The organism is Longispora urticae, from assembly GCF_053902585.1.
In genome coordinates this window covers 23,626-37,271 of the sequence record NZ_JAQZSH010000004.1, presented here as the reverse complement: position 1 = coordinate 37,271, position 13,646 = coordinate 23,626, and the positions used below count along the sequence as shown (strand labels likewise).

The window sequence follows — 13,646 nt, the reverse complement described above, 5'->3', positions numbered from 1 at the left end:
TGGGTCAGTGGGGGCGTCCGACCCACACGAGGTGTCTGGGCGACACCAGGTCTCCTTGGTGGCGGCGGCCTTTCAGGATTCCCACCCGCGTCCTGCCCTCCCAGACCTGCAAACCGGACCTGGCGGGGGTCAACAGTTGGCGGTCGATCAGGATGGGCCGGCGCTTCCAGGTGCCGCGCGTCTCCCAGCACTGGGCCACGCCCTTGTGGACCCCGTGCCGCCGGACGCTGATCCAGTGATCGGGGTTGTCGGCGTACTCGTCGATGCAGTCGCCGTCGGAAGGCCCGGTCGGTAGGTCGATCAGATCTTCGGTCGCGAGCGCCTCGACCTTCCAGGCGACGCCCGTCAGGTCGACGTCGCCGTAGTCGTGCAGGAAGTGGTCGTTGTCCGCGTGGTCGTACAGAACCTGCTCGAGCACATCGTCCGGCCACTGCAGCCCGAGCCCTGCCGCGTGTCCTCGGAAAGCGCTGAATCCGGAGTGGTTCTCTCGGCAGGACACGGACAGGGCGGCGAAGTCCGCGATGCGCAGCACGAACCCATTATGCCCCCCGGCCGATCACTGGGTGGCCACCGCCCGCGCCGCTTTGCGGGCCCGGTCGTCGCTGGACGCGGTCAACCCGGACCTCGCGCCCGCGCCGACAGTGCACCTGCGCAGCGGCGACGAACTCGCCGCCCGCTTCCCCGATCACCTCGGCGCGATCACCCGCACCGTCGAAGTCGCAGCCGCCCGCGCTGCCACCCCGACCGAGGCAAAGGCCCGCAACGCCAAACCCGCCGCCGCCAAGCCCTCCCCCCGCAAGAGCACCGCCAAGCGCCGTCGGCGAAGAAGCCGGCCGCCAAGGCCGCGCGCAAGAGCACCTGAAACACCTGCTTGGAGGCCAGTGGTCGGCTATGTGCCAGCGGGGCCGGACGTAGGATCATGGTGTGACGGACACCGCGTACGGCTGGCTCCCGGAACGCCACCTCGGCGTGGCCGCGACCCTGGCGCACGCGGACGAGCTGATCGGTCAGGTCAGTGACCTGCTGTTCGTCTATCAGACGCAATGCGGCGACGTCGTGCAGCTGAGCGAGGTCCGCGCGGGGTCGGTCAGCAAGACCACCGTGGTGGGCGTTACTCCGATCCCCCGCAAGGTGGCCCTCCTGACGGCCGACGCCCTGGTGGCGCTACGGGCCGCGTTGGAGCACACCTTGTTCGCCGAGGTCGAGTACCTCGACGGCTCCCCGCTGGAGGAGAGAGCGGCCCGGCTCGTCGAGATGCCCGCGGCCCACACCCTTGAGAACTTCCAGAAGTGGACCGCCAAGTCGCCTGCCCACCGACCGCCATCCTTGCGGGCGGGCAGTGAACTCGTGCGGCGCATCGACGGCTTGCAGCCCTACCACCGGCGACGTGACCCACAGGATCATCCCCTGGCCCTTCTGGCGTCGCACACCAACCACGCCAAGCACCGCACGCCCGCAGTCACCGCCGTGCGCATCGCGGCCATGTACCACGACGACCAGGTGCCACAGGGTTTGAGCGACCTGGCGCCGCGGCCAGAAGGGCCGCTGCGCGTGGGCGATGTCCTCGCCGAGACCCCCATCGGCACACAGTCCGGTGTCACGTTGTTCCCGATGATCGGGGTCAACCGGCCCGGCACCGCCGAGTGGCCCGTGCTGATGAACGAGCTCGGACACATCGCCGACTGGGTCCGCACCCAGGCCGTGCCGCGCCTGGTCACCGGAGCCGAACCTTCACAGCCGCCGCTGCCCGCCCGCTACGACATCAGCGTCGGCCACCCCGACGAACGCCACGCCCTCGTCGGGGGGCTGATGCTGCCGGCGGCCGAACGCCACCGGCAGCGGCTCAGCGCCGCCGCGGACCGCGCCAACCTGTCCGACCTGATCGGTGACATGCCCGGCGCCCCGGACCGCCAACACGTCACGGCGTGGCTGGACCACCTCACCGATGAACAAGTCCTCGAACGAGGGTTCACGCCGAACCCCACCAACGACCCGCACATCAACCGCAGCAACCTCGACCTGCTCCAACGCCTGATCGACGAGGCCTCCAGGTTCAGGCCCGACGAGCAGCAATGACGGCTCACCGTCTCGTTCTCGCGGAGACACCACAGCCTGGTGGGCTAAATCCCCTCCAGAGTGGGCCGCGTGCGAGGCGGGCGTTAGCCACACTGCGATGACGGATCCGCGCGCCAGATGCCTGGCGCGCGGATCGTCTTTCGTCAAGGACTGCGGCCCGGGCCCGTTGGGCGAGACCGGGCCGCATCGTTCAGGCCGCCAGGCCCAGCGTCGTGCCGGGGTCGGTGGCGCGCACCAGGTCGACATCGACGCCGATACGGGCCGCCACGAGGTGATAGCCCTGCTCGGTCGTCAAGTCGTAGGCGACGACGAGGCGCTGGGCGCGCAGCCGCTCCTTCCACGCGGCCAGGCGTGCGCCGGTGGGAGCGTCGAGCCGCTCGCCTGCGCGGCGACGGGCCTCGGCGTCCAGGAGGTCGCCCAGGAGGTGGTAGCGGTGCGCGCGGGCTTCGTCGTCGACGCCCGGATCGAGGGGCACGCCGGGCAGGGTGCCGAGGGTGTGCCGGGAGGTGACCAGCACCCGGTGCGCGGGATGACGCGGCAGCAGGTCTTCGACCTGACCGGCGCTGGAGGCGTTGTCCAGGACCAACAGCACCGGCCGCCCGCGCACGCCCAGGGCATCGAGGAGCTGGTGATAGACGGTGCCCTGCCCACCCGCGTCCGGCGGGATGTCAGCGCCGCCCACGCCGAGCACGCGTAGCGCCGGCCCGAACACCCCGGCCGCCTCGACGCGGCGTTCGGGGTCGTAGCCGTGCAGGTCGACCATGAACGCCCCGCCCGGAAACCACCGCCGGCCCGCCGCCTCGGCCGCGGCGTGCCGCGCGAGGGCGGTCTTACCGACCCCGCCACCGCCGAACGCACCGCCACCCCAGGCCCACCGACCCGCGGGTCAAGGCGGGCAAGCAGATCACGGACCTGCTCGTCGCGGCCGACGAACACCTCCGCGACCCGCGTCCCGCACGGCCGCCACCGGCACGACCACCGCCACCGGCGCCGCCTTCGTCTCTCCTTGCAGGTTGTTGACTTGGACGGTCACGGGAGCGTGAAAGGTCCCTGCGGCGCCGGCGGCAGACGCCGGGCCGGGTGCACCGGGAGCGGTCGGGGTCAGCCCGCTGCCGGCCGGGTCGGGGGGAGCCCCACCGCCTTCATCGTGACGTCGACCTTGTCGTTGAACGTGCCGGCCGCCCCGACATCACCGGCGACGTCCACGTTCGTGTCGCCGACCGTGACATGACCCGCGCCACGCGCGTCGACGAACTGGTACCGGCCGGCCCGGGTGCCTTCCGGATCGGTCACCGCCAGGATCTGACGCGCCACGGCCACCAGCGCCGGGTCGTCGAGCTCCGCACCGGTCAGAAGTTCTTCCAGCTCGGCCCGGGTCCGATCCGGCTCGGCCTCAAAAGCCTCCAACACCCGCTGGCCCCGGCCCCGTCCCAGCCACGCGGCCACCCCCGCCCGCAGGCCCTTCCACGCTTCGACGATCTCACCCTTGACCACATCACCCACACCAGCCGACGCACCCGCGGCCAACGCGGCGACAACCACTTCCACAGCGGACAACCCCCACCACCTCCAACCCCACATCCTCCCCCGACTACCGAGCCCGCCCGATCGACACATCGATCAGATAGACGACACCAGCCATCGAAGATCACAAAACGCTGATTCCTTCCCAGATGATTCGCCTACCCCGGGTACGCGCACCTGGTGCGGGCGGGCCGCACCAGCGGGTCGTCAGCGGTCCGGGCGGGCCAGCGGGAGTTCCGGGTCGATCACTCGGTCGCGGATCCGCTGCAGGAGCGTGGGCAGTCCGAGCGCCTAGTCGCGGTGGACATGGTCGAGGAGCCGTTCGGTTCCGCACACCGGGCAGGCGTCGACGTGCTCGACGTCGGCGGGCAGCAGCAGTCCGCAGTCGGCGCAGACCCGCAGGTGCTCGTCGTCGTGGCGGGTGAGCCAGGCGGTCTCGTCGAGGCGGCTGCGGGCCCGCCAGTCCAGCTGACCACGGTGCCGGTCGAGGACGTCGGCGCGGCAGTCGAGGTAGTTCTGCAGGAGCGCGTCTTGCACCGTGGCGTACGGCTCGGCCGGGCGGTCGAGCACCGCCAGGTCGCGGGCGAGCTGGCCGGTGGCGAGTTGGCGTGCGAGGGGCACGAGGTGTGGGTCGCCGAGTTCAGCGTGCCGGGAGTCTAAGGTACTTTTCGTTTTCCTTCGTGAGGCACATACCTAGGCGGCCACCGAGTTCGAATTGTGAACGGACCTCCTGCAACCTGGGTCTTCGAGCCCTGCATCAAGCGGTGGTCGCCGACGCGCCCAAAGGCCGTCTCACCTTTCCGACACCACACAGGCAACACCACCAGGAACCGGAGTGCTGCACGGCCGGGTACGGAAAAGCCCTGCCCAGACAGTCCCTGCAGATCCGGCCGTCGCGGAAGCACGGGCCGTTGGCGCAGCTCTGCCGGCAGTTGTGCACCACCGGCACGCCCAGCTTGTGCGCCGTCTTCACGACCCAGGGCGACGGCAGCCACCACTGTGGTGGCAGAATCTCCGCACGTTTGAACAAGCCAGGTGTGGCACAAATCCGCCAGGACACTTCGACCTGATGTTTCGTGACCCCTAGCGCCGACCAGTCCAGGGTCAAACGAGGGTCAAATGATCAAGGCCTGGCTTTCTGATCTACAGAAAACCAGGCCTGAACTGCTGAAATACTGTCGGGCTGACAGGATTTGAACCTGCGACCCCTTGACCCCCAGTCAAGTGCGCTACCAAGCTGCGCCACAGCCCGCTACCACCGCCCCGCACCAACCCCGGAGCAGCCGACATAGCGTAGCGCACCCCCCGACCGGCACGCTCGCGGGTATCCGCCCATCGCCCCACACCCCACACCACCGCCAGACAGACTCGGGCACGCCCCCGGCCACCGGCACGTGGCCACCCCAACCCTCCCGCCACCTCAGGCAGGCACAACCAGAAGCCCCGGGAGGCACCGCCCCAACAAACCCCAGCCGAACAGGGCCACCCGACCACCCGCCACAGATCCACCGACGGCAAGCTCAGCCACAACGAGCAGCGGGCCCGCAGGCAACCCGCACCCACGGACCCGCCCCCACACACCCGAGAAGAACCTACTTCTCGCCCTTCTTCTTCCGAGCCTTCACCGTCACATGGATCGGACTCCCGGGGAACCCGAAGTCCTCCCGCAGCCGCCGCTCCACATACCGCACATACCCGGCATCCAGCTGCCCGGACGTGAACAGCACGAACTTCGGCGGACACACCCCGGCCTGCGTGGCGAACAGGATCTTCGGCTGCTTCCCGCTCCGTACCGGGTGCGGGTTGGCCTGGGTCAGAGCGGTCACGAACTGGTTCAGCTGCCCGGTGGGGATCCGCTGCTCCCAGCTGTTCAACGCCACCCGCATGGCCGGAGCCAGCTTGTCGACGGCCCGCCCGGTCAGCGCCGAGATGTTGACCCGCTGCGCCCAGGGAATCCGCTTGAGCTCGCGCTCGACTTCCTTCTCCAGGTAGTACCGCCGGTCGTCATCGACCAGGTCCCACTTGTTGAACGCCATGACCAGGGCGCGTCCGGCCTCGGTGACCATGGTGAGCAGCCGCTGGTCCTGCTCGCTGATGATCTCGCTGGCCTCGAACAGCACCACGACGACCTCGGCGGCCTCGATGGCGGCGCTGGTGCGCAGGCTGGCGTAGTACTCGGTGCCGCTGGCCTGGCCGACCTTCTTGCGCAGCCCGGCGGTGTCGACGAGCTGCCAGATCTCGCCGTCGATCTCGACGAGGCTGTCGACGGGGTCGACGGTGGTTCCGGCGACGTCGTCGACGAGTGCCCTGTCCTCCTTCGACAGCTTGTTCAGCAGGCTGGACTTGCCGACGTTCGGCCGACCGACGAGTGCCACCCGTCGGGGCCCGCGCGGGGCCTCCTCGATGATCGCCGGGGGCTCGGGCAGCATCGACAGGATCTTGTCGAGCAGGTCCCCGGCGCCACGTCCGTGCAGCGCGGACACCGGGAACGGTTCCCCGAGACCGAGGCCCCACAGTCCGACGATGTCGGCCTCGATCCGGTCGTCGTCGGCCTTGTTGGCGACGAGGAGCACGGGCTTGCCGGTGCGGCGCAGCATCCGTACCGCGGCCTCGTCCACGTCGGTGGCTCCGACCCGGGCGTCGACGACGAACAGGATCGCGTCGGCGGTCTGGGTGGCGATCTCGGCCTGGGCGGCGATCCGGGCGGCGCGGTCCTTGGCGTCGGGCTCCCAGCCGCCGGTGTCCACGACGGTGAACCGGCGACCGGTCCACTGCGCGTCGTAGGCGATCCGGTCGCGGGTGACGCCGGGGATGTCCTCGACGACGGCCTGGCGGCGGCCGATGAGGCGGTTGACGAGGGTCGACTTGCCCACGTTGGGGCGGCCGACGACGGCGACGACGGGGGCGGGCGCGTGGACCTCGTCCTCGGCCACCCAGTCGCTCAGGTACTCGGTCACAGGTTCTCCCCCGCCAGCAGCTTCAGGAGCGCGGCCACGACCTCGTCGATGGACAGCGCGGTGGTGTCGAGCTCGACGGCGTCGTCGGCCATCCGCAGCGGGTCGGCCTTGCGGCCGGAGTCGTGCGCGTCGCGGCGGACCAGGTCGGCGGCCGTGGCGTGGTGGTCGGCGTCGGTCTCCTGGCTGCGGCGGCGGGCGCGTTCGGTGACGTCGGCGGTCAGGTACACCTTGAGGCGGGCGTCGGGGGCGACGGCGGTGCCGATGTCGCGGCCCTCGACGACGATGCCGCCGGCCGCGGCGATCAGGGTGCGCTGGGCGTCGACGAGCAGGGTGCGCACGCCGGGGACGGCGGCGACGGCCGACACGGCGGAGGTGACCTGGGGGCCCCGGATGGGGGCGTCGACCCCGACGCCGTCCACGCTGACGTGGGGGGCACGGGGGTCGGTGCCGATCTCGATCTGGGCGGCCTCGACGACCTTGAGGACACCGTCGGCGTCGTGCGGGTCGACGCCGGCCTGGAGCACTGCCCAGGTCGCGGCGCGGTACATGGCGCCGGTGTCGAGATAGGCGGCGTCCAGTGCCTCGGCGAGGCGACGGGAGACCGTCGACTTCCCCGAGCCGGACGGGCCGTCTACCGCGACGACCCCTTGAAACGTACTCAACGTGTGCTCCTATTTTTGGAATGACTCAACTGTCAATCATGCCCGGTGGGTGGAATCCAGGTTCGGGCAGCCCTTGATGGCGCGGCGCAGGTCTCCCCCCAGCGGGGCCGGAAACAGATAAAAGGCACACACGGCGCGCGGAAAGCTGCCCGAAAGGGCCGGTGACCTGGGGAAACCAGTCGGGAGACTCGTCCCGAAGGCCCATAGCCCATTCACAGGATTAAGAGTCATTCTCATGATATGCCCCTTTCCCCATCCTGGGCGGTCACGACGCGGCGCACGGGCCTCGTCGCCGGGATCCTCGCGGTCGTCACCCTGGTGGCGCTCGCGCTGCTGCCCGCCTCCGACGGTGCCGAGCCGCCCGCCCAGGCCGGCGGCACCGGGGCACCCGCCGCCGTCCCCCGCCCGGGGAGCACCGCGCCGCTTCCCGACAGCGCCGGCGTCGTCGTGGACCGCGAGGGCTGGAACTCCTGGACCCTGCTCGACCTCGACACCGGCGCACGCAAGGGCTCCGCGAACAGCGTCACCGAGACCAACAACACCGAGTCCATGGTCAAGATCTGGATCGGGGCGGACTACATCGCCGGGGCCGAGGCCGAGGGCCGCGCGCTCACCGACGAGGAGTGGGCCGAGATCAGCGCCATGATCCGGTACAGCGACGACGACGCCGCGGAGTCCCTGTGGGCAGCGCGGGGCGGCGACGCGGTCATCGAGCGCCTGATCGTCGAGTGCGGGCTGACCGGCACCGCCGTGTCCCCCGAGTGGTGGTCCTACACCCAGATCACGGCCGGCGACGCGGTCACCATGCTGCAGTGCGTGCTCAACAGGGCCAAGACCTCGACGGGTACCGCCAGGCTCGTCGCCGAGATGCGCACCGTCGACCCTTCCAACGCGTTCGGCATCCCCGAGGCGTTGCCGGCCGGGACCCCGGTGGCCGTCAAGAACGGCTGGACGCTCCAGGAGTCAGAAGACCTCTGGCACGTCAACTGCCTGGCCACCTGGGACCACTGGGCCCTGTCGGTCCTGACCTGGTACCCGGGGGAACTCGGTCAGGACTACGGCGCCGCCACCTGTGGCGACGTCACCCGACAGTTACTGCTCCACGGCCTTGAATAGCGCGGCGATCTCCGGCTGACCGAGCTTGCGGATCCGCCCGGACTTGGTGTCCCCGAGGTGGATCGGGCCGATCGAGACCCGCACCAGCCGGAACACCTCGTGCCCCATCTCGCCCAGCAGCCGGCGGACGATGTGCTTGCGCCCCTCGTGCAGGCTCAGCTCCACGAGCGTGCGGCCACCCGCGCTGGTGACGACCTTGAACGAGTCGGCCTTCGCGAGGCCGTCCTCCAGCTCGATCCCGGCCATGATCCGCTTCTTGAAACCCTGCGGGATCGAACCGGCGACCTCCGCCAGGTACGTCTTGGACACCTCGAACGACGGGTGCGTCAGCTTGTGCGCCAGGTCGCCGTCGTTGGTGAGCAGCAGCAGGCCCTCGGTCTCCGCGTCGAGCCGGCCCACGTGGTAGACCCGCTGCGCGAACCGGCCCACGTACTCCGCGAGGGAGATCCGGCCCTTCTCGTCGCTCATCGTCGACATCACGCCGAGCGGCTTGTTCATCGCCAGGTACACCAGGCGGGTGTCGGTAACCAGGCGCTCGCCGTCGACATAGATCTCGGCGGTCTCCGGGTCGGCCTTGTCGCCCAGCTTGGCGAGCTCGCCGTTGAGCATGACCCGACCCTCGGAGATCAGGTTCTCGCAGTCGCGCCGCGAACCGATCCCGGACGCCGCGAGGATCTTCTGGAGCCGCTCGGCCCCGGACATGTCCGCGATCGCCGTCTTGGCCCGGCCCGCCGAGTTGCCCCGCCCGGCCCGGGTGTCCGGACCGCCGATTCGACCGAGGGCGCTGATCGCGTCGCGCTGGGAGACCCCGTCGCGGCTGACCGCGCCCGGCTCCTCGCGGCGGCCCCGGGGCTTCGCGGCGGGCTTGAACGTGCCGGCCTTCGCGGCACCCGTCTTGCCGGGAGCGGGCTTGAAGCCCTTCACCGGCTTCGGGGCCTTCGCCGCCGCCGGCTTCGCGGTGCCGGCCCGGCCCGTAGCGGCCTTCCCGGTGCCCGTCTTGCCGGCGGCGGCACTGCCCGTGGCGGCCTTGCGCGGGGCGCCGGACGCGGGATTGGCGGACTTGCCGGTCGTGTTGCGTCGGGGGTTAGGACTGGTCATGGGCATCCGCCAAAGCTTCTATGTCGTCGGGCAGGTAAGGGGCGAGGGACGGCAGGTCCTCCGGGGAGTTGATGCCGAGCTTCTCGAGGAACAGGGTGGTCGTGCGGTACAGGTACGCGCCGGAGTCCGGTTCGCTGCCGCACTCCTCGACCAGTCCCCGGGTCAACAGGGTGCGCAACACCCCGTCACAGTTCACACCACGGATGGCGGAGATCCGCCCCCGGGTCACCGGTTGCTTGTAGGCGACCACCGCGAGGGTCTCCAACGCGGCCTGGGTCAGCTTCGTCTGCTGCCCGTCGAGCACGAACTTCTCCACGTACGGCGCGAAGTCCGCCCGGGTGTACAGCCGCCAGCCACCGGCCGCCCGGCGCAGCTCGAAACCGCGCCGCTCGGCCGCGTAGGAGGCCGCGAGCTCGACCAGCGTGTCGGTGATCAACTGGGTGGGCTGCTCCAGCACCTGGGCGAGGACGATGTCGGCGACCGGCTCGTCGATCACGAGAAGGATGGCCTCCAGCGCGGGCCGCAGCTCGACGGGGTCGAGGGTGGCGAACTCGGGATCGGCCTCGGTGACGGACGCGCCCTCGGGTCCGTCCTCGTCGTCCAGCTCGGCCAGGTCCCCGGCATCGGACTCGACGGCGAAACCCGGCCCGGGCACGTCGCTCAGTCCCAGCCCGTCAGCCTGCCCGACACCGGTCCCCGCATCGGAGGCGGAGGCGGTGGCACCAGTGCCGGTTCCCGCCTCGTCATCGACCGCAGCCGGGGAAGGGTCCTCCGGCGCCTCGGACTCGGGGCTGCGCGCCCACGGCGGCGTCCAGGCCGCCACACCCTCGGCGAACTCGCGCTCAGCTGGCGTCGTCACGCGCACTCCTCGATCGGTCCCCGAAAATCGCCGTCTCCCACCGGCTACCGGCGGCGGCGCGCGGCAGCTCCACGTCACCCTCGTCAGCCCCGGCCCCCGCGTGCGCACCGGACGTACCGCCGTCACCCGACGCGGCCACCCCGTCGGAGGAGGAGCCGATCGGAGCGTCCCAGCCGTCCGGGTCATCGCCGGCCGCAGCGTCCGCCGCGTACCCGTCGGGTGGTTCTTCGGTCTGGGTCTCGGCCGGGTCGTCGTCATCGTCATCCGGGTCCGACCCGTCCACCGGGGTGGCGACGTCCACGCCCGGCAGGGTCGACTCGCCCGGCATGCGGCGCACGAACTTCTTCTTCCGCGCCCGGGGGCCCTCGTCCTCCTCGACCGCGCCCTCGTACTCCTCCACCTCGATCTCCGCCACGTCCTGCCCGGCGATCCACCGCACGTTGAGCTCGCCGAGCGCCTGGACCTGGTCGAAGCCGATCAGGTTCTCCCGGTACAGCTCCAGCAGCGCCAGGAACCGCGCCACCACCTCGAGGGTGCTCTCGCAGTCGGCGGTCAGGACGCGGAAGCTCGCGGTGCCGACGCGCATCAGGTGGTCGCGGATCCAGGCGGCGTGCTCGCGGACGCTGACCTTGACGTTGTGCACGTGGGTGATCGACACGGTGGGCGGGATCTTGGGCGTCATGGCCCGGGCGGCGAGGCGGGCGAACCGCTCCGGGGTGATGCCGAGGATCAGCTCGGGCAGGGCCTGGGCGTACCGCTCCTCCAGGCCCACCGAGCGGGCGAACCGCTTGTCCCCGCCGACGATCAGCCCGGCGATGTGCGCGGCGGCCTGCTTGAACGCCCGATATTGCAGCAGCCGGGCGAACAGCAGGTCCCGGGCCTCCAGCAGCGCCAGGTCCTCCTCGTCCTCGACCTCGGCGGCGGGCAGCAGCCGGGCGCACTTGAGGTCGAGCAGGGTGGCGGCGATCAGGAGGAAGTCGCTGGCCTCATCGAGGTCCCATTTGTCACCCATCGCCCGGATATAGGCGATGAAGTCGTCCGTCACAGTGTGCAACGCGACCTCGGTGACGTCCAGCTTGTGCTTGCCGATCAGCTGGAGCAGCAGGTCGAACGGGCCCTCGAAGTTGGTGAGCTTGACCTGGAAGCCCGCATCAGGCGCGGTAGCTTGCTCGGTCACGGTCACCGCAAGATACTACCTGAGCGTTCGGCCGGGACAGACCGGATCAAAACCATCCCCCGTCGCGGTACGCCGACCACCCGCCGTCACCAGCACCCGCCCGGGTCTCGAACGGTGCCCACAGGAGCCCGACCCGGACGCCCGGCCCCGCGCGACAGTGCGGCGCGCCACCCGGCGTCAGCCCGCGCGCAGCGCCGCCAGCCGCAGCAGCCCCGCCACCGTGCTCGCCTCGTGCAGCTCCCCCGCCGCCAGCAACTCCGGCACGTCCCCCAGCGCGATCCACTCGATCTTCGCGGCCTCGTGCGGATCGACCGGCTCGCCGACCCGGGTGGCCTGATCGGTCCAGAACAGGTGGTGCACGCAGTCCGTCAGCCCGGCGCCGATGGTCACGGACAGCAGCGGCCGCAGGTCCACGGGCCGCCAGCCGGTCTCCTCCTCGGCCTCGCGGGCGGCGGTGTCCACCGGCTCCTCCCCGGCCTCGGCGACCCCGGCGGGCAGCTCCCAGCCCCAGGTGCCGGTGATGAACCGGTGCCGGAAGATCATGAGTACCCGGTCGCGGTCGTCGAGGATCGCCGTCGCCCCGATCGGGCGCTGCCGGAGCAGGTAGTGGTCGAGGTGCCGGCCGTCGGGGAGCTCCACGTCGGCGAGGTTGACCGTCAGCCACGGGTTCGCGTAGACGGTGCCCTCGCTGTGCACGACCCATTCCATGCGACGAACCCCCAGTTCACACTTCGACGGGTACCTGCTGGCAGCGTCTTTCAGGCGCCGGTGACCAGCACCGGGGCCAGGGCCGGCGCGGCCCGGGTCACCAGGACCTCGGTGATCTCGTGCCGGGCGACCCCGTGCACCGCGAACGGATCCGCCGCCACGATCTCCTCGACCTCGGCCAGCGACCCGGCCACCGCCAGGATCACGCCACCCGTGCGGGGCTCCTTGCGCCCGGAGGCGAGGAACACACCCGCGTCGTAGTGCCGGTCGAGCCAGGCCACGTGCTCGGCCAGCAGCGCGTCGACCCGCTCCAGCGGCACCAGGTACGTCAGGGACACCACGAACATGCCCCAACCCTATGCGAGCCGCAGCACCCGCTGATCCGCGCGCCCGGCGCCCGTCCGGCGGCCCGGCGCGGTGCGTACCCGGAGGGTGGGGTCAGCGGTCGGTCTGGGCGGAGATGACCTCGCGGGCGAGCTGGCGGTAGTTGCGCGCGCCCGCCGACGCCGGGTCGATCACCGTGATGGGCACGCCGGCCACGGTCGACTCGGGGAACTTGACGGTCTTGGTGATCACCGTCTGGTACACCTTGTCGCCGAAGGCCTCGACCACGCGCTGCAGGACCTGCCGGCAGTGCGTGGTGCGGCTGTCGTACATGGTCGCGAGGATGCCCTCGAGCTCCAGGTCGAAGTTGAGGCGCTCGCGGACCTTGTCCACGGTGTCCAGCAGCAGGGCCACCCCGCGGAGACTGAAGAACTCGCACTCCAGGGGTACCAGGACGCTGTGCGCCGCGGTCAGCGCGTTGATCGTGAGCAGGCCCAGGGAGGGCTGGCAGTCGATCAGGATGTAGTCGTAGTCCTTGAGGACGGGGCGTAACAGGCGGGCGAGGGTCATCTCGCGCGCGACCTCGTTGACCAGCTGGATCTCGGCCGCCGACAGGTCGATGTTGGCCGGCAGCAGGTGCAGCCCGTCGATGTTCGTCTTGTAGGTGACGTCGCCGATGCTGACGTCGTCCTGCATGAGGAGGTTGTAGACGGACAGCTCGAGGTCGTGCGGGTTGACCCCGAAGCCCACGGACAGGGCGCCCTGCGGGTCGAAGTCGACCATCAGCACCTTGCGCCCGTACTCGGCGAGGGCGGCGCCCAGGTTGATCGTCGTGGTCGTCTTGCCCACGCCGCCCTTCTGGTTGGCCATCGCGATGATGCGCGCGGGGCCGTGCCGGTCGAGAGGGTCGGGCTGCGGGATGGGGCGGCGGTCCAGCAGAGTGGCAGGGTCGACGGCGCCGAGTTCCGTGCCCAGGGTGGTGTCACCACCGAGGGAGCCCCAGTTGTCGCTGTCGTTCGCCATGCTCGTACGCCCTTCCCCAAATCGGCGCTGCCGGGGCAGCGGGGCGGACCTGCCCCGACTGTAACCCACCCTTGCGACGCGCCCATGTCTGCGCACTCCGGCGTGTCGTACGCCGAGCGTGC

13 protein-coding genes, 1 tRNA gene and 2 pseudogenes are annotated in these 13,646 nt (G+C 70.7%); 2 read left to right on the top strand and 14 right to left on the bottom strand.

Translation table 11 applies throughout. From position 1 onward, the window contains the following. Positions 1–4: 4 nt before the first annotated feature. The gene (locus tag PT931_RS02685) at positions 5–532 is read right to left on the bottom strand and encodes a hypothetical protein (protein ID WP_456244102.1); all 528 of its coding nucleotides are present in this window, start codon (positions 530–532) and stop codon (positions 5–7) included. A gap of 392 nt (positions 533–924) precedes the next feature. Here PT931_RS02685 and PT931_RS02680 point away from each other — a divergent pair, with 392 nt between their 5' ends. Further along, positions 925–2,076, top strand: a complete 1,152-nt coding sequence (locus PT931_RS02680; RefSeq protein ID WP_456244101.1) for a hypothetical protein — start codon at positions 925–927, stop codon at positions 2,074–2,076. A 190-nt stretch (positions 2,077–2,266) separates the two neighbouring features. Here PT931_RS02680 and PT931_RS02675 read toward each other — a convergent pair whose 3' ends face one another. From PT931_RS02675 to cmk, 7 genes and pseudogenes are all read right to left on the bottom strand, one after another. Beyond that, positions 2,267–2,839 (bottom strand): hypothetical protein, encoded by a 573-nt coding sequence (locus PT931_RS02675; protein WP_456244100.1) that lies wholly within the window; start codon positions 2,837–2,839, stop codon positions 2,267–2,269. Positions 2,840–3,177: 338 nt separating this feature from the next. Beyond that, on the bottom strand, positions 3,178–3,579 hold the full coding sequence (locus tag PT931_RS02670; RefSeq protein WP_456244099.1) for a hypothetical protein: 402 nt from the start codon (positions 3,577–3,579) through the stop codon (positions 3,178–3,180). A 312-nt stretch (positions 3,580–3,891) separates the two neighbouring features. Beyond that, on the bottom strand, positions 3,892–4,221 hold the full coding sequence (locus PT931_RS02665; protein WP_456244098.1) for a hypothetical protein: 330 nt from the start codon (positions 4,219–4,221) through the stop codon (positions 3,892–3,894). Positions 4,222–4,435: 214 nt separating this feature from the next. After that, positions 4,436–4,591 (bottom strand): annotated as a pseudogene (locus PT931_RS02660) (glycosyl transferase family 1); the annotation flags it as partial. A gap of 187 nt (positions 4,592–4,778) precedes the next feature. Further along, positions 4,779–4,852 (bottom strand) — tRNA-Pro (locus tag PT931_RS02655). A gap of 340 nt (positions 4,853–5,192) precedes the next feature. Next, positions 5,193–6,557, bottom strand: a complete 1,365-nt coding sequence (gene der / locus PT931_RS02650; RefSeq protein WP_456244097.1) for a ribosome biogenesis GTPase Der — start codon at positions 6,555–6,557, stop codon at positions 5,193–5,195. Continuing rightward, positions 6,554–7,219 (bottom strand): (d)CMP kinase, encoded by a 666-nt coding sequence (gene cmk / locus PT931_RS02645; RefSeq protein WP_456244096.1) that lies wholly within the window; start codon positions 7,217–7,219, stop codon positions 6,554–6,556. The genes der and cmk overlap by 4 nt, the downstream gene beginning before the upstream one ends. A 240-nt stretch (positions 7,220–7,459) precedes the next feature. On the opposite strand from cmk, the gene PT931_RS02640 reads away from it, so the two are divergent. Next, positions 7,460–8,335, top strand: coding sequence for a serine hydrolase (locus PT931_RS02640; RefSeq protein WP_456244095.1), 876 nt, complete (start codon positions 7,460–7,462; stop codon positions 8,333–8,335). On the opposite strand, the gene PT931_RS02635 is transcribed toward PT931_RS02640, so the two are convergent. The 6 genes and pseudogenes from PT931_RS02635 to PT931_RS02610 all read right to left on the bottom strand — a co-directional run bounded on the left by PT931_RS02635 (position 8,312) and on the right by PT931_RS02610 (position 13,524). Next, a complete protein-coding gene (locus tag PT931_RS02635) occupies positions 8,312–9,037 on the bottom strand; it encodes a pseudouridine synthase (RefSeq protein WP_456244128.1) in 726 nt (241 codons plus the stop codon). The genes PT931_RS02640 and PT931_RS02635 overlap by 24 nt on opposite strands. Before the next feature lie 382 nt (positions 9,038–9,419). Beyond that, positions 9,420–10,292, bottom strand: coding sequence for an SMC-Scp complex subunit ScpB (gene scpB, locus PT931_RS02630; protein ID WP_456244094.1), 873 nt, complete (start codon positions 10,290–10,292; stop codon positions 9,420–9,422). A 358-nt stretch (positions 10,293–10,650) separates the two neighbouring features. Continuing rightward, positions 10,651–11,475: pseudogene (locus PT931_RS02625) on the bottom strand (segregation and condensation protein A); the annotation flags it as partial. Between the two features lie 171 nt (positions 11,476–11,646). Further along, a complete protein-coding gene (locus tag PT931_RS02620) occupies positions 11,647–12,177 on the bottom strand; it encodes an NUDIX hydrolase (RefSeq protein WP_456244093.1) in 531 nt (176 codons plus the stop codon). Between the two features lie 50 nt (positions 12,178–12,227). Then, positions 12,228–12,524 (bottom strand): YciI family protein, encoded by a 297-nt coding sequence (locus PT931_RS02615; RefSeq protein ID WP_456244092.1) that lies wholly within the window; start codon positions 12,522–12,524, stop codon positions 12,228–12,230. 91 nt (positions 12,525–12,615) lie between these two features. Next, complete coding sequence (locus PT931_RS02610) at positions 12,616–13,524, bottom strand: ParA family protein (RefSeq protein ID WP_456244091.1); 909 nt, start codon at positions 13,522–13,524, stop codon at positions 12,616–12,618. Positions 13,525–13,646: the final 122 nt, after the last annotated feature.

Coding starts and splice junctions, on each gene's coding strand:
- PT931_RS02675 (WP_456244100.1), bottom strand. CDS start 2,839: ATGGTCGACCTGCACGGCTACGACCCCGAACGCCGCGTCGAGGCGGCC.
- PT931_RS02640 (WP_456244095.1), top strand. CDS start 7,460: ATGCCCCTTTCCCCATCCTGGGCGGTCACGACGCGGCGCACGGGCCTC.
- PT931_RS02635 (WP_456244128.1), bottom strand. CDS start 9,037: ATGTCCGGGGCCGAGCGGCTCCAGAAGATCCTCGCGGCGTCCGGGATC.
- PT931_RS02620 (WP_456244093.1), bottom strand. CDS start 12,177: ATGGAATGGGTCGTGCACAGCGAGGGCACCGTCTACGCGAACCCGTGG.
- PT931_RS02615 (WP_456244092.1), bottom strand. CDS start 12,524: ATGTTCGTGGTGTCCCTGACGTACCTGGTGCCGCTGGAGCGGGTCGAC.
- PT931_RS02610 (WP_456244091.1), bottom strand. CDS start 13,524: ATGGCGAACGACAGCGACAACTGGGGCTCCCTCGGTGGTGACACCACC.